General features: G+C 32.7%; 18 protein-coding genes. 2 read left to right on the forward strand and 16 right to left on the reverse strand.

Going from position 1 to position 14,553, the window contains the following annotated elements:
- Positions 1-56: 56 nt before the first annotated feature.
- Positions 57-1,373, reverse strand: coding sequence for an ammonium transporter (locus GR162_RS20300; RefSeq protein WP_160783614.1), 1,317 nt, complete (start codon positions 1,371-1,373; stop codon positions 57-59).
- A gap of 316 nt (positions 1,374-1,689) precedes the next feature.
- Here GR162_RS20300 and GR162_RS20305 point away from each other — a divergent pair, with 316 nt between their 5' ends.
- Positions 1,690-2,664, forward strand: a complete 975-nt coding sequence (locus GR162_RS20305) for a Gfo/Idh/MocA family protein (RefSeq protein WP_160783615.1) — start codon at positions 1,690-1,692, stop codon at positions 2,662-2,664.
- 79 nt (positions 2,665-2,743) lie between these two features.
- Positions 2,744-4,279, forward strand: coding sequence for a YifB family Mg chelatase-like AAA ATPase (locus tag GR162_RS20310; protein WP_160783616.1), 1,536 nt, complete (start codon positions 2,744-2,746; stop codon positions 4,277-4,279).
- 48 nt (positions 4,280-4,327) lie between these two features.
- Here the strand turns inward: GR162_RS20310 and GR162_RS20315 are convergent, their stop codons facing one another.
- From GR162_RS20315 to GR162_RS20385, 15 genes are all read right to left on the reverse strand, one after another.
- The gene (locus GR162_RS20315) at positions 4,328-5,197 is read right to left on the reverse strand and encodes an alpha/beta hydrolase (RefSeq protein ID WP_160783617.1); all 870 of its coding nucleotides are present in this window, start codon (positions 5,195-5,197) and stop codon (positions 4,328-4,330) included.
- Positions 5,198-5,292: 95 nt separating this feature from the next.
- On the reverse strand, positions 5,293-5,796 hold the full coding sequence (locus GR162_RS20320) for an SRPBCC domain-containing protein (RefSeq protein ID WP_008462096.1): 504 nt from the start codon (positions 5,794-5,796) through the stop codon (positions 5,293-5,295).
- A gap of 46 nt (positions 5,797-5,842) precedes the next feature.
- A complete protein-coding gene (locus tag GR162_RS20325; protein WP_160783618.1) occupies positions 5,843-6,340 on the reverse strand; it encodes an SRPBCC domain-containing protein in 498 nt (165 codons plus the stop codon).
- Positions 6,330-6,656, reverse strand: a complete 327-nt coding sequence (locus tag GR162_RS20330; RefSeq protein ID WP_160783619.1) for a helix-turn-helix transcriptional regulator — start codon at positions 6,654-6,656, stop codon at positions 6,330-6,332. Before GR162_RS20330 ends, GR162_RS20325 begins: the two co-directional genes overlap by 11 nt.
- Positions 6,657-6,814: 158 nt before the next feature.
- Entirely contained in the window at positions 6,815-8,002 is a 1,188-nt protein-coding gene (locus GR162_RS20335) for a hypothetical protein (RefSeq protein WP_160783620.1), read from the reverse strand.
- A 107-nt stretch (positions 8,003-8,109) separates the two neighbouring features.
- Positions 8,110-8,820, reverse strand: coding sequence for a M949_RS01915 family surface polysaccharide biosynthesis protein (locus tag GR162_RS20340; protein WP_160783621.1), 711 nt, complete (start codon positions 8,818-8,820; stop codon positions 8,110-8,112).
- 19 nt (positions 8,821-8,839) lie between these two features.
- Positions 8,840-9,307, reverse strand: a complete 468-nt coding sequence (locus tag GR162_RS20345; protein WP_160783622.1) for a DUF1572 domain-containing protein — start codon at positions 9,305-9,307, stop codon at positions 8,840-8,842.
- A gap of 31 nt (positions 9,308-9,338) precedes the next feature.
- Entirely contained in the window at positions 9,339-9,896 is a 558-nt protein-coding gene (locus GR162_RS20350; protein ID WP_160783623.1) for a hypothetical protein, read from the reverse strand.
- Between the two features lie 237 nt (positions 9,897-10,133).
- Positions 10,134-10,499, reverse strand: a complete 366-nt coding sequence (locus GR162_RS20355; RefSeq protein WP_160783624.1) for a hypothetical protein — start codon at positions 10,497-10,499, stop codon at positions 10,134-10,136.
- Positions 10,500-10,606: 107 nt separating this feature from the next.
- Complete coding sequence (locus GR162_RS20360) at positions 10,607-11,074, reverse strand: DinB family protein (RefSeq protein ID WP_160783625.1); 468 nt, start codon at positions 11,072-11,074, stop codon at positions 10,607-10,609.
- 21 nt (positions 11,075-11,095) lie between these two features.
- Positions 11,096-12,166: an acyltransferase gene (locus tag GR162_RS20365; protein WP_160783626.1), complete on the reverse strand. Its 1,071-nt coding sequence runs from the start codon at positions 12,164-12,166 to the stop codon at positions 11,096-11,098.
- Between the two features lie 59 nt (positions 12,167-12,225).
- Positions 12,226-12,678, reverse strand: coding sequence for a hypothetical protein (locus GR162_RS20370; protein ID WP_008462111.1), 453 nt, complete (start codon positions 12,676-12,678; stop codon positions 12,226-12,228).
- 77 nt (positions 12,679-12,755) lie between these two features.
- Complete coding sequence (locus tag GR162_RS20375) at positions 12,756-13,235, reverse strand: hypothetical protein (RefSeq protein ID WP_160783627.1); 480 nt, start codon at positions 13,233-13,235, stop codon at positions 12,756-12,758.
- A gap of 123 nt (positions 13,236-13,358) precedes the next feature.
- Positions 13,359-13,754 (reverse strand): helix-turn-helix domain-containing protein, encoded by a 396-nt coding sequence (locus GR162_RS20380; protein ID WP_160783628.1) that lies wholly within the window; start codon positions 13,752-13,754, stop codon positions 13,359-13,361.
- A 188-nt stretch (positions 13,755-13,942) separates the two neighbouring features.
- On the reverse strand, positions 13,943-14,257 hold the full coding sequence (locus GR162_RS20385; protein ID WP_160783629.1) for a GIY-YIG nuclease family protein: 315 nt from the start codon (positions 14,255-14,257) through the stop codon (positions 13,943-13,945).
- Positions 14,258-14,553: the final 296 nt, after the last annotated feature.

Genomic DNA, 14,553 nt, shown 5'->3' on the forward strand with positions numbered 1-14,553 from the left:
CTAAGTCAAATTTAGAGTGCTTTTTTATTTATCAAGCGAAAGTGAAAATTAATTTATTATAAGAATTCTCCGTGTTGAGAGATGTCTAATCCTAGTTCTTCTTTTTCTTCTGTAACTCTTAGTGGAGTGATTTTATTTACGATGAAGAATAAAGCGTAAGAAGCTACAAAAGCAAAGATTGAAACGATAACCAAAGCAGTTAATTGGTTGATGAATAATGTAGGAGTTCCGAAGATTAAACCTTGATTATCTCCAACAGCAGGGTTGATAGCTTTTGAAGCGAAAACACCAGTTAAAAGCATACCTACCATACCACCAACACCGTGACAAGCAAATACGTCAAGAGCATCATCGATTTTTCCTTTAGGGAATTTGCTTACTACAACGTTACTTACAATTGCAGAGAATAAACCAATGAAGATTGCGTGAGGGATACTTACGAAACCAGCAGCAGGAGTAATAGCAACAAGACCTACAACAGCGCCAATACAAGCTCCAAGAGCAGATAATTTATGTCCTAAGATTTTATCAAGGAAAACCCAAGCCATTGCAGCAGCGGCAGCAGCAACAGTAGTGGTTCCTAAAGCTTGAGCAGCAAGACCATTAGCTCCTAAAGCAGATCCAGCGTTGAAACCAAACCATCCGAACCAAAGTAAACCAGTTCCTAACAAGACATAAGTAATTCTAGCAGGATTCACTTTTTGAACTTTTCTTTTTCCTAAGAAGATAGCTCCAGCCAATGCAGCCCATCCAGCGCTCATATGCACTACTGTTCCTCCAGCGAAGTCAAGAACTCCCATTTTAAAGAAAACTCCGTCAGGATGCCATGTCATGTGACATAATGGAGCATATATAAGGATTATGAATAAAACCATGAATAACAAATAAGCCCAGAAACGAATACGTTCTGCAAAAGCACCTGTTATTAAAGCAGGAGTAATGATAGCGAATTTTGCCTGAAATAATGCGAATAAAATAAATGGAATTGTTGGTGCAAGGCTCCAAGCTGTGTTGGTTCCAACTCCTGCAAAGAACAAATTCTCAGATGGGTTTCCGATAATTCCTCCTATTGTTGGTCCAAATGCCAATCCAAAAGCAACAACGGTCCAAAGGATAGTAACAATTACCATTGCCATAAAACTTTGAAGCATAGTACTAATTACGTTCTTCTTACCTACCATACCTCCGTAGAAAAATCCTAATCCAGGTGTCATTAACAATACAAAAGCAGTTGCAACGATCATCCAGGCAGTATCTCCCGTATCAAACTTTACTGCTTCTGCAGGAATTGGGTTGTCTGCAATAATAAAGTTAGAAATAAAGGTTAGTACCAAAATCGTGATAAGAATCACACTTAAAATAATTTTTCGCATAGTTATTTAGTTTTAAAATTTTTTATAAAAGTATAAAATCATTTTATACCCCCTAAAAAAATAGGGTTTAAAGCTTTATTTTTGTTAAATTTAAAATTTAACCCCTATGATTTTGCATGAATTTCTTAAAACAAACTTAAAATTTACAATTTGACAACATTTTTTTTTCACTTATCATCCTTTTTGATAATTTTTAGGGTAATTGATTGCTATTTTTTGTAGGATAATAGATATTTGTTGTTTAAAAAACATCTGTTGCATGTTGTGGTGGATATTTTTTAATCTTTTTAACAATTTTGATGATTATAATATAAGAATGGGAAATAGAAGTATTAAGTGGGGGATAGTAGGATTAGGAAACATTGCAAGCCAATTTGCGTCAGATCTGCTATTGATTGAAAACGCTGAACTGACGGCAGTTGCTTCAAGGGATCTTACTAAAGCTGAGGAATTTGGAGGAAAATTTAATGCTTTAAGAATGTACAATTCATATGATTTGCTTTTTGAAGATTCAGAAGTTGAGATTATTTACATCGCCACTCCTCATAATTCGCATGCCGAATTGTCTATAAAAGCATTAGAAAATGGTAAACATGTACTTTGCGAAAAGCCTATGTCTTTGTCTTATAAAGATGCAGAAAGAATGATAGCGGCATCAAAAAAGCATAATGTGTTTTTTATGGAAGCTTTTTGGACAAGATTTATTCCTTCTGTTCAAGATCTTCTTCAGAAAATTGGCAACGGAATAATTGGAGACGTAAATTATATAAAAGCCGATTTTGCCTTTCACGGAAGTGAAACCGAAAACAAAAGGCTTTTTAATAAAGAACTAGGCGGAGGAGCTTTGTTTGATATTGGAGTTTATCCGTTATTCCTATCTTATATAGTATTAGGAAAACCAAAAGAGATTTTAGCAAAGGCAATCAAACATAAAAACGATATTGATCTGCAGACTTCTATGATATTGCAATACGAAACAGCTCAATCTATTTTGCACGCTTCTATAGTTTCCGAATCTGACATGAAAGCTATTATTTCGGGAACAAAGGGACGAATAGAATTAAATGCTCCGTGGTATGTTGCTGACGGTTATTCCTTATTTATTAATGAAGAAAAAGAAGTTACTTTTACTTTGCCAACTTTAGGAAAAGGATATTCTCATGAAATTATTGAATGCCAGAATTGCATTTTGAATAATGAAATTGAAAGCAAACTTTGGTCGCATCAGAATTGTTTGGATTTGAGCAAAATAGTAGAGGAGATTAAAATTCAAGTTCAGCTGTCTTTTTAGAATTAAATTATTTTGTAATAAAATATTTACATTTAATTATTTTTCATTAGTTTTAAAAACTATTAATGAAAGGATAATTATGTTAGTAAAAGTTTACGGAAGTGCCGTTTTTGGAGTCGAGGCCACAACGATTACAGTTGAGGTACATATGGACAAAGGAATTGGTTATCATTTAGTTGGGCTTCCAGATAATGCAATTAAAGAAAGCAGTTTTAGAATCGCTGCTGCTTTAAAAAATAACGGATTTAGTTTTCCGGGAAAGAAAATTACAGTTAATATGGCGCCTGCCGACCTTCGAAAAGAAGGTTCTTCATACGATTTGACATTAGCTATGGGAATTCTGGTTGGTTCAGATCAGATAAAAGCTCCAGAAATTGAATGCTATATTATTATGGGCGAGCTTTCTCTCGATGGAAGTTTACAGCCTATTCGTGGAGCATTGCCCATAGCAATCAAAGCCAAAGAAGAAGGTTATAAAGGATTTTTTCTTCCTATTCAAAATGTAAAAGAAGCAGCTATTGTGGCGGGTCTGGATGTATACGGAGTTGAAAATTTAAAAGAAATTGTTGATTTTTTTGCTGGCAAAGGAACACTAGAACCCACAGTTATTGATACAAGAGCAGAATTTTATAAAACACTAGATTTTCCAGAGCATGATTTTTCAGACGTGCGCGGACAAGAAAGCATTAAGCGTTGCATGGAAATCGCTGCAGCGGGCGGGCACAATATTATTTTAATTGGTCCGCCAGGAGCTGGTAAAACCATGCTGGCAAAACGAGTTCCGAGTATTTTGCCGCCAATGACTTTGCGAGAAGCTTTGGAAACTACCAAAATTCATAGCGTTGCAGGAAAATTAAAAGAAGTCGGATTAATGAATCAAAGACCATTTAGGAGCCCGCATCATACTATTTCTAATGTGGCTTTGGTTGGTGGCGGAAGTTATCCTCAGCCAGGCGAAATCTCGATGGCGCATAACGGTGTTTTATTTTTAGATGAATTGCCAGAATTTAAACGTGATGTTTTAGAAGTAATGCGTCAGCCTTTAGAAGATCGAGAAGTAACTATTTCTCGTGCTAAGTTTACCATAACCTATCCATCGTCTTTTATGCTGGTGGCAAGTATGAATCCAAGCCCAAGCGGATTTTTTAATGATCCTAGCATGCCGAATACTTCTTCGCCACACGAAATGCAGCGTTATATGAGTAAAATTTCAGGTCCGTTATTAGATAGAATCGATATTCATATAGAAGTTACTCCCGTTCCGTTTGAGAAATTATCAGATGAGCGAAAAGCAGAAAGCAGTGTCGAAATTCGTAAACGAGTTACAGCAGCGCGAGAAATCCAAACCAAACGATTTGAAACCGTTGAAAATGTTCATTACAACGCACAAATGAGCAGTAAGCTGATTCGTGAATTTTGTGTTTTGGACGAACCTTCAAAAGAATTGCTTAAAACAGCTATGGAAAGATTAAATCTTTCTGCCAGAGCTTATGATCGAATTTTGAAAGTTTCTAGAACCATAGCCGATTTAGATCATTCTGAAAATATTGTTTCATCGCACATTGCAGAAGCAATTCAATATAGAAGTTTGGATCGAGAAGGATGGCTGGGGTAAATTATCAATTATCAATTGTCAATTGACAATTGATAATTGTAAAAAATATTATTCTTTACTTTTCGGGTAAAAGAATTTAAAAGAATTAAAAACAGCTGTATGCAGAATCGAACCGTGGTTTTCTTCTGGGAAATAATCAAAATACGTTTTTACGTTTTTGCTTTTAGATCCTTTTAGTTTTTCTGCCAGTAAATTGGCGTCAACTTCCATAACATGCGGAATTGCTGTTGGAGCTAGTCCTTCTTTGCCAACAGCAATATAGATTTCGATTTGCTGATTGAAATTTTCTTTTAGCATTTCAGAATCTAAATCTAGAAGAGAGCCATTGTTCCACCATAAACTCGGACTTACAATAACATATTTATTAAAAAGAGTCGGCTTTTTAAGCAGGATTTCGGTTCCTAATAATCCGCCAAGAGATTGGCCGATGATGGTTTTAGAATCATTTGTTTTGTATTTTTTCTCAATAAAAGGCTGTAATTCTTTTTCAATAAAAGCAATAAACTGATCAGAATGCCCTGTGGTTGGAAAACGAGTTTTGTCTTTTTCAATTGTAGTTGGAAAAGTAAAATCTCTTTTTCTATCAACAGTTGCAATTCCCACCACAATTGATTTTGGAACCTGATTGATCCATTCAAAACTATTAAACTGAACTAGCCCAGAAATATGAATAAAATCTTCATCGGCAGAACCGTCCAATAAGTAAATGACGGGATATTTTGTGTCTTCTGCTGGATTATAACCTTCAGGAAGATAAATGTTTAAAATTCTTTTTTCGTTTAGTTCTTTGGATTGAATTTCATCAATAACTCCCAATACAAAAGGCTTTGAAGTTTCTATGTTTTTGGCTTTATTCTTTTGGCTGAATGCGAAAGTAGAAGAAAAAAGTAAAAAGACCAGAGCAAAAAATTTGTTCATCGATAGTAAAGTAAAAATGTTTTTATAAAACGAAAATACAACTTTAATATCAGTAAATTCTTCTTTTGTTTTGGCCTTTTATATACAATTGAAAATTATTTTGCTTTTTCAGCAAAAATAGCATCTAGACCTTCCATTGCAATGGTAAAACCTTCTTTGAATCCCATTTGAATAATCATTTCCAAGTCAGATAGTTTTTCATGTTTGATGACAACATCTACAAAAGTAGATCCGTCTTTTTCAGAGAAAGTCACATTCCAGTCAGAGCGTGGAAATTCCTTGTTTAAATTGCCTTCGCTGTCGCTAAAAGCATCTAGATATTTAAAATTAGTTTTCGGACTAATTGAAGTAAAATCTGCAATGGCCCAATGTTCTTCGCCTTCTGGCCCGAGCATGGCATACAATCTACGTCCGCCTTCTTTAAAATCCATGCTTTTGGTTTTAGATTTCCACGGAGCAGGAGCCCACCACAAATCCAGAATTTGAGGCTCTGTCCACGCAGACCAAACTTGAGGCAGCGAAGCATTAAATTCGCGTTTTACATTGACAGTATTATTTTCTTTATCAACAGTAAAATTCATTAAAAGATTTGATTTCATTTTTTTTAGATTTTAATTCGTTAATAATAATTCGGTTGAAATAATTTTATTTTTCTGCTAAGATTTTATCCAAACCTTCCATCGCTGATGTAAATCCTTGTTTGAATCCCATTTCGATTATTTTTTCAAGTTCTTCAAAACTGTCTCTTGTAATTACAATATCAACAATGGTAGAATCTCCCTGCTTAGAGAATGAAACATCCCAAAAAGAACTTCCAAAAGCAGAATTTGGATTTCCGTCAGCATCGCAAAAAGTAGAAGTGTATTTAAAATTTGTTTTAGGAGAAATCGAAGTATAATCAAAAGTACTCCAGCCTTGAACACCTTCAGCACCAACCATTGCGTACAATCTTCGTCCGCCTTCTTTAAACTCCATGCTTTTGGTTTCAGATTTTAGCGGAGCTGGAGCCCACCACAAATCCAGAATTTCAGGTTCTGTCCATGCAGACCAAACATTTGATAACGGCGCGTTGAATTCCCGTTTTACATTCACTCTTTTATTTTCCTTGTCTACAGAAAAAATCATTAATAAATCAGTCTTCATTTTCTTTAGATTTTAAGTTTAGTAATACTTGATCCAATTGGCTAAAACGCTGTTCCCAAATTGCTTTAAATTGTTCCAGCCATTGATCAACTTCTTTCATTTTTTCAATTTTGAGCTGATAATAAATTTCTCTGCCCAATTTCTTTTCTTCCAATAAATCACATTCATTTAAGATTTTAATGTGTTTAGAGACGGCCTGTCTTGTAGTTTGAAACTGCTCTGCAATTGCATTTGGTGTTAATGCAGTAGAGGAAATCAAAACTAATATTGCTCTTCTCGTCGGATCGGCAATAGCTTGAAAAATATCTCTTTTCATTTTTCTAAATATAAATTAGCAACTAATCAGTTGCAAATATACGCAACTTTTTGGTTGCGCAATAAAAAAACGCGATTTTTTTTTTAAATGGGTAAGAACCTAAACAAAAAAAGACGCATCAAAAATGCGTCTTTTTCTTTATAAATCCTGTTATATAATTATCGTCTAAATTTATTCTTTACAATGATGTCTTTTAACTTGGCTTTCAAGTCTTCGCCAGTATCATAAACCATTTGTTCGTTGTTCGGAAACGCAACAGCGCGTTTGTCAAAATATGCTAGATAATTATCATCACAAGCACCTCTGTTTCCTTTGTATGTAGAATAAATATTTTCAAAAACGTATTCGCTGCTTATCGGGAAAGTCTGCACCAGCTGATTACTTTTTAAATCTATATAATCGACTTTTGCTGTTACGAGGCAAGACTTAAACTGTCTAAATTCGTAAACCGTGGCACGAAGCGTTTTATAATTATCTACTTTAATTTCTTTACCTAAACTATCTTTTACGGGTCTTCCGCGGCTGTCCAAAAGTGTTTTTACGCCGTCTTTAACTTGTCTTTCCTTCACAAATTCTTTCTCTTTAATTTGTTCTGGCGAAATTGCAATTTGTCTGAAACTCAAAATTAAACTATAATCATAATTCACATTTTTTTGTCTAGTGCTATGATAAACCGTCCATTTATCGTTTAATCCGTAAGTTTTAAAATCCAATAAATCGTCCTGAAGCATTTTTGGAATGACCATTTCGGTTTCGTTTTTAGCGTAAACATCCACAAAATCAGTTCCTTTAAACTGCGCATCATCCATCAGCTTTTTGGTGTTTTTGTAATTTGGATTAATGCTTTCCAGGTACGCAAAATCGTCGTATGCTTTTCTGAAATCTAATTTGTTATTCGATTTTAAAAGCGTAGAAGCGTTTTCATATAAATATTTCGAAAGTGCATTTTTACTGTTTACAATCTCATTCGAGTAATTATCAAACGGAAAATAAGCATTTTTTCCCTGCTTCAATAAAGGCAGAGGCAATAATGGACGAATTTTTTCCTGACGATTATTTAGCTGTAAATAAGTATTATAAATGCGTTCTGTATTGGCAGGATTGTTTTCTTTGTTCAGCATTTCCAAATTTCGAAGATCACGATCTTTGGCTTTTGCAAAAGCTTCTTCCAATAAATAAACATAATCTTGTTTTCCTTTAGAATCTTTTTTGGTGCGAAGCGCTTCAACAGCGCGGTCAATTGCGCCATCATAATTTCCATCGCTAAGCATTAATTGTGTTGTTTTTACTCCGCAAGATGAGAAAGCTAAAAACAATATAGAAAATAGAAAAGTAATTTTTTGCATAGTGTGTTTTTTGAAGGTGTAAATATATCTTTTTTAACTTTCAACAACTATGCCTTTTTCTAATTTATTTGAGGAGCAGGATGGAGATTTTGATGTGTAAGAAAAAATTAATTTTCCCAAGTTTCAATTACATTATCACTCCATAATTTCAGAGCAAAATCTTTAAAGATTTTTGGGCCTTTTTTAAAGTTTTCATCCAGTTTATATTCACCGCCTTCAAATTGTTTTTTGCCGTTGTCATCAATGCCAACTGCGACTTTATTTTCGCCACGCATGGCATATTTTGTATTCCCTTCATACATAATAATCTTCATGTCAGAAGGGCTTACATCGCCATGGCAAACGGTTTTATACATGAGCCAAGTTTCGGCAATTCCATTTTTGTCTAAATCTGTAACTTGAAAAGTGTTTTTGACAAATGAAGCAACAATGTCAACTGGACAATCTGAAATGTAATCGTAAACTTTCCAAGTTTGCTTCACTTCATTGCCTGAAACTATAAAATGATACCCAAATAATTCAGCATCTGAGCCTTCTGTTTCGTGCGTAAATTTTTTGTTGATGTGATAACCAGTTTCTGTAGTAATTACAATATTATCGCCCAATTTATCTTTCCATCTAACAGCATTTTTTACAAAACCTTCGTATTTAATTGAAGCAGGAAATTGAGTTGAATCGATTTTTTCAACCGTTAAGACAAAAGGTTCTTCAGTTGAAGGTTTTCCATTTGAAACGGCAGTTTTTACGTCATCTTTTTTCTCTGGTTTGCAATTTGAAAACAGAACAATAAACAGTAATAAGATCGTGATTTTTTTCATAAAGGGCTTATGTGCAATTTTAATGTGTGAGTTGTTTTTTGATTAATACAATTTGTCCTAAATGATAATAACTATGTTCAATCATAGCTTCGATGTTTCTTTTGTAAGTTCCGTATTTAACATCTACCAAACCTTCATCGAGTTTTTCATCAGACATTTGTTCTACTAGCAAAGCAAATTCTTCTGCATCATTCCAAAATTTAGTTAGAAAATTGTTCCATTGTTCTTGCGAACAAATAGGAGGAAAGTCAAAACTAAATTGATCTTTTATGTCCAATGTTCCGCCTTTAAAAACCTGATTGATTCCATTAATGTAATAATGAACATGCTGAGCCAGAGCTGCAATCGTATTTAAATCCTGAATCGGACTAACTGCAATTTTCCAATCCAGATTTTCAAGCTGATCTTTAAAATTGGTGTTTGCAATCCAAGTTCCGTTTAAAACAACTTCTCTAAAACGATTGGCAATTTCTTCTGTACTTTTCATATTCAAGAATTTAGGAGTTACTATTAAGAGTTTATTCCTGCTGAATCCACTCGTATTTTCCGTTTTTCAGATAAATAATACCGCCTCCGCAGCTTTCTTCGGCGTGAATAAAGATTCCGTCATTTGGCAGTTTTATTTTGTCTTCTTCTGCAACTTGTTCTTCGCCAATAATATCGCCATTTTCATTTACATTGTTAAAGAAAACCTCATTTTTAGGCGCTTTTTCAAATATTCCTGCCCAATCAATTTCGTCAAAACCTTGTCCTAAAATATCATTTCCAAAACCTAAATAATCAGTTCTTTTTCCGTTTCCGTAAGTGATTTTGAAACCGCTTTTTTGGTTGTTTGTGCTTCTAAAGATTTCTACAGTTTCGTCTAGATTATCTCCGTCAAGATCGCATAAAATTTTATTGGTTTTATGTTTTGTGGAAAGTACAATTGTATCTGTTTTTTGTGTTTCTGGCTCTTTCTTTTCATTTACTTCCAATGAATCTTTTGAAGCAATTTTAGGAGTTTCTAATTCTGTTTTTGTTTCTTTTTTACAAGAAATGGCAAGTACAGATAAAAGGAGTAGAGTTCTAATTTTCATATTAGGCTTAGATAAAATTTAAAATGCTAATATAAAAAATTACGTACGAAAATATATAGCTTTATGAATTGTTGAATATTATCCTTTTAAATTATTTTATGAATTGCCTCCAGCTTTAGCTGGAGGTGTTGTGTGTTGAAAAGAAAAGGGCTTTAGCCAAATCAATAAATTTTGGCTAAAGCCCTTTTGAGACTTTTATGACTTTCCAGCTAAAGCTGGAGGCAATTGAAAATATATTTATTTAGATTTTCTGATCTTAACTTGATACACAATCTCCCAAAAAATAATTGAGAAAATAGCATTAGCAAAAATGGCAGTTTTAACCTGATAAGGATCATAATTGACAAACAAATGTAAATTGGTAAACTGTAAAGCCAGAAACATTGCTAAAGCAGCAATTCCGACCGCGCAATGTACATTAAGCAAAGGTTTCCATTTTAAGGCAGTAAAGGCGTAAATAAGATTCAAAATGCCAAAACCAGCTCCTAAAGTTACAAATGCATCTCCTTTAAACTTTTCGTTTAATTCAAGCAAGAGCTGTGTAGAAGTAAGGTATAAAAAGAAAAGAATTGAATAAATGAGGATTCGTACTTGCGGTTTCATTTTGATATTTTTAGGATGATTTTTTTTATACGCGAAGATACTACTAAATGATGAATGCCAGATGAAGTCTATGAACTTCATAGATTAAGATTAACAAACTTTTTTGATTATTTAGTATCAAGTTCAATTTTGAATTTTTCAATTTGTCTTCTATGACGTAAGATATGTACAATTGCATGTTCCATCATTTGTTCAATATCATAAACTTGTCCCCAAGAAGTCGTTATTTTCTTCTCGTTGTTGCATTCTTCCAATTGATTATCGCTAAAATTTTTAAGAACATTTTCAGTGAAAATGAAAAATGCAGTTAGGTCATTTTGATATTCTGAAACAGTCTTTCTATATACAAGATCTGGAATACTATTTTGCTCTCCCAACAATTTTTGAATGTACATGGCATACGCATATCCAGAACGAACTACATGCGCAAGTATCGATTGGACTGATACATCACTGATTGTTGCCGTAATTGCTGTGTCATTAAAAGATGAGATTGTTTTACTTAAATCTAAAATCGCTTTTTCGTATTCATCAAGTAAAGCGCCAATGGCGCCTTGTCTGTATGTTTTGGTCATGTTTTGCAGCGTTATCCAAGTTTATTTTATGGCAAAAGCGTTTCTATTTTGGTTTCCGATTTTTCTTTTAATAAAATTTCTCATAGGTTTTTCAATATATAGATAACTTATTGCCGAAATTAATATTAAAGCTAAAAGGCGCAACATAAAAATGCTGGTATAATCTAAATCTTTATCTAAATGAAGGTATTTTTTCATTCTATAGTCTGAAAAAATAATCCAAACAAAATTTTGATACAAATAAATGCCAAAACTTATTTCTCCTAAAAAAAGAAAGCCTTTGTTGCAAAAAACTTTTGTGATTTTGTCAGTACTTGATGATATGAGTAAGATTAAAGGAATAAAAATTACTGCCATTAGACCATTATGATAATTTAGTCCTATTGGAAATTTTAGAAGAAGTAATAACGCAAGTAAAAAAATGATAATAAATATCAGATAATTTTTTCTGTAAAATTGAAATCTATCAATAAAAAACAAGCCTGCAAGATTGCCTACAAGGAATTCGTTTAAATGCATTATAGGATGATAAAGGATGTCTGAAGTACTATAAATCTTTGGTGATATGATTCCAAACATTATGAAATGAAATAATATTTGACTTATTATCCAAAATGATACAATCCATATAAAATTGAATTTTAGTTTTGTTTTTGAATACAGGTTATTCAGGAGAAAAGGGAAAAGTATATAAAAAAATATTTCAACAGATAATGACCATCCAACATAATTTACAGTAAGAGCTCTTTCAGGAAACCATGATTGTAACATTATTATATTAAGTAATAAGTCTATTATGTCAAATAGTTCGTATTTAAGAGGAATTAAAAGTACTATCGCCAGAAAGTAAATGGGGTAAATTCTTGCAAGTCTATTTTTTAAATAATCAATAGCATCAATATTTTTATTTCCATATGCAATTATCATTACAAATCCAGAAAGGATGAAAAAATAGCTAACTCCAATATTTGCCCGTTCAAAAATAAATGAAACATACTCATTATTAAATAAGAAACTTTTTTTTCCGTAATGGAAAATTACTATAGATATAGCTGCTACAAATCTTGTAAATGTTAGTTGTTCAATTCTCACAATTGTTTTTTTAAGATTATTTATGGAAAGTATAAAGCGTTTTTTATTGAATTGATTTTTTATGGCAAAAGCGTTTCTATTTTGGTTTCCGATTTTTCTTTTAACGGACTATCTGCCTTCAAACTCCAAATGATTAAAAATTTTCCTTTTACAACATATTCTTCCGGATGCTCATCGGTTGGTTCGCCTGCTTTTCCCCAAAGCAAACCTTGCAAGAAACGGTCGCCCTTAAAAACATGATCAAATTCAAAATACATAATAGAGCCGCGATCTGCTTTGCTTTTAAAACTTTGTATGGCTTTACTTTTTACAGTTCCAACAATGTTACTGTAGGTTTCAATATCATTATAAAAGCTACAGGCTTGTGGCGTAATGCAAACATTCCCGTCGCTTACCATATAACCGCCTTTCGGAATTTCTTTTGGTTTTAGTTTTAAATCAGCTAGGGTTTGGCTGAATGAATTGGTTGTGAATAGTAGAAGTAGAGTTGATAGGGTAATTGTAATTTTCATTGATTTGGGGATTGATTTGGTAAAGCTAAAATAGTATTTTAATTTGATTTTACGATAGAAAAGGGTGTTTTGGAAGACTATACTTTTGATGTGTTTTTATTTGTTTTATGCTTTATTATAATATAGCAAATCAAAGCAGGCGTAAGCATAAATATGAATAAAGTGCTAATCCAATAATCTCTCATTTCGTAGGAGAAAGCATTATTAAGTATATCGTTTTGTCTTCTGTACAGAATTACGTTTTTAGCAATTTTGATTCTCCAGATAGGAATTTTATTTTGACCAAAAAAGGCTCTTTCTTCTACAATGCTTTTTGATATAGAAATTCCTGTTTGTAATTTATCTGATTCGCAAAAACCATAAAATATCCAAGAAGTTTTGTTACTGCCAATAGACGATGGTGGAATTTCCTTATTTATATGCAAAACATCTTTATAATAATATTTATGAGGATTTAGAGAGGCGTAAAACGTCTTGGTTTTTTCAAAATCATTTATAATTTCAATTCCGGTTATTGCTAATCCTAGAAATATCAATATCAAGCAAAATGTTCTCATAGTTTTTTCTGTTCAAAAGCTTACGCGCTTATTGTGGTAGTTTTTTTATTTTTAATTTGGTTTATAAAAAAAGCACAAAATCAAATGATATTTGTGCTTTTGTAAATTTATATTGTTGAAGGACTATTTTCCTTTTAATAATTTTTCTAAATATTCAACTTTGTCTTTTTCAGCTTGAACCAAACGTTCGTAAAGTTCTACAACTTTATCAAGTGGATTGAAAGTGCAATTATTATTAATTCCTTGTGCACCACTAATAGAACTATTGTCGTAAAAGTTATTGAAAAAATTGAAAACCGCTTCTTCTGAAAAATTTTCAATCGCTTCTACCGTAACGCCAAGTGCTTTTGCAATATTAGCAAGTCTTTCTTGATCAACAGTTTCACTGTTTTCAATAATAGAAATTGCTTGTTGGTTTGAGCCAATTGCCTGCGCAAGCGCTTCCTGTTTCATACCTTTAAGCTCTCTAATTCGACTGATATTTCTACCGATATGTCTTGGTTTTGTTATTGTGCTCATATTTCAAAGGTAACTTTTTTGAATGAAATACTGTTGTTATTTTTTGAATAACAAATATATGTTTTTTCAGACAGAATTAATCTTTTGGTTTTAATTTAGATAAAAGTTTTAAGTTCTAATTATACCCAATATTGTCATTTCGACGTAAGGAGAAATCTTCGCAAGTAGCTCTACAAAGATTGGAAATGTTATTCAAATAAATAATTAAGAAAATCCAAATCAGGATTAATAGTTTTTATTAATTCGATTTTCTTTTCTCTGCGCCAGTCTTTAATTTCTTTTTCTCGAACAATTGCTTCTTGAATCCAAGCAAACTTTTCGAAATATAGTAAGAATGTAGCATTGTATTTTGCTGTAAATGTTTTCTTTCCGTTTGTATTGTTGTCTTTGTGCTGACTTAAACGGATTTTTAAGTTATTTGTAACTCCTGTGTAGAATACGGTTTTGTATTTGTTTGTTAGGATGTATATGTAGTATGTGTGATAGCCTTCTTGATGTAGCATTTTTTTGATGCTAAAGATAGATAATTATTTAAGATTTTTCTTTCTTTTTATATTTGGGTTTTTTGATATGCTTTGTGGAGCTACTTGCGAAGATTTCTCCTTCGTCGAAATGACAAACTGAGCGGAAAGGCTGTAAGTGGATGACAGTTAGGTTCAATTGAATAAATAATCTTTACGGAGTTACTTGCGAAGATTCCTCCTCCCTCCTTTAGATTTGTTTTTTGAAATTTAAGTAGATTTATGAGTGAGAAAGGAAGCCAAAGTAAACTGTTCGTTCCTCTGAGCTAGAGACTCCT

Origin of the sequence: Flavobacterium sp. HBTb2-11-1, from assembly GCF_009826975.1 — a bacterium.
Classification (GTDB): domain Bacteria; phylum Bacteroidota; class Bacteroidia; order Flavobacteriales; family Flavobacteriaceae; genus Flavobacterium.

Bases quoted from the DNA above. Each gene is read 5' to 3' on its own strand.
- GR162_RS20300 (WP_160783614.1), bottom strand. From the start codon at position 1,373: ATGCGAAAAATTATTTTAAGTGTGATTCTTATCACGATTTTGGTACTA.
- GR162_RS20305 (WP_160783615.1), top strand. From the start codon at position 1,690: ATGGGAAATAGAAGTATTAAGTGGGGGATAGTAGGATTAGGAAACATT.
- GR162_RS20310 (WP_160783616.1), top strand. From the start codon at position 2,744: ATGTTAGTAAAAGTTTACGGAAGTGCCGTTTTTGGAGTCGAGGCCACA.
- GR162_RS20315 (WP_160783617.1), bottom strand. From the start codon at position 5,197: ATGAACAAATTTTTTGCTCTGGTCTTTTTACTTTTTTCTTCTACTTTC.
- GR162_RS20320 (WP_008462096.1), bottom strand. From the start codon at position 5,796: ATGAAATCAAATCTTTTAATGAATTTTACTGTTGATAAAGAAAATAAT.
- GR162_RS20325 (WP_160783618.1), bottom strand. From the start codon at position 6,340: ATGAAGACTGATTTATTAATGATTTTTTCTGTAGACAAGGAAAATAAA.
- GR162_RS20330 (WP_160783619.1), bottom strand. From the start codon at position 6,656: ATGAAAAGAGATATTTTTCAAGCTATTGCCGATCCGACGAGAAGAGCA.
- GR162_RS20335 (WP_160783620.1), bottom strand. From the start codon at position 8,002: ATGCAAAAAATTACTTTTCTATTTTCTATATTGTTTTTAGCTTTCTCA.
- GR162_RS20340 (WP_160783621.1), bottom strand. From the start codon at position 8,820: ATGAAAAAAATCACGATCTTATTACTGTTTATTGTTCTGTTTTCAAAT.
- GR162_RS20345 (WP_160783622.1), bottom strand. From the start codon at position 9,307: ATGAAAAGTACAGAAGAAATTGCCAATCGTTTTAGAGAAGTTGTTTTA.
- GR162_RS20350 (WP_160783623.1), bottom strand. From the start codon at position 9,896: ATGAAAATTAGAACTCTACTCCTTTTATCTGTACTTGCCATTTCTTGT.
- GR162_RS20355 (WP_160783624.1), bottom strand. From the start codon at position 10,499: ATGAAACCGCAAGTACGAATCCTCATTTATTCAATTCTTTTCTTTTTA.
- GR162_RS20360 (WP_160783625.1), bottom strand. From the start codon at position 11,074: ATGACCAAAACATACAGACAAGGCGCCATTGGCGCTTTACTTGATGAA.
- GR162_RS20370 (WP_008462111.1), bottom strand. From the start codon at position 12,678: ATGAAAATTACAATTACCCTATCAACTCTACTTCTACTATTCACAACC.
- GR162_RS20375 (WP_160783627.1), bottom strand. From the start codon at position 13,235: ATGAGAACATTTTGCTTGATATTGATATTTCTAGGATTAGCAATAACC.
- GR162_RS20380 (WP_160783628.1), bottom strand. From the start codon at position 13,754: ATGAGCACAATAACAAAACCAAGACATATCGGTAGAAATATCAGTCGA.
- GR162_RS20385 (WP_160783629.1), bottom strand. From the start codon at position 14,257: ATGCTACATCAAGAAGGCTATCACACATACTACATATACATCCTAACA.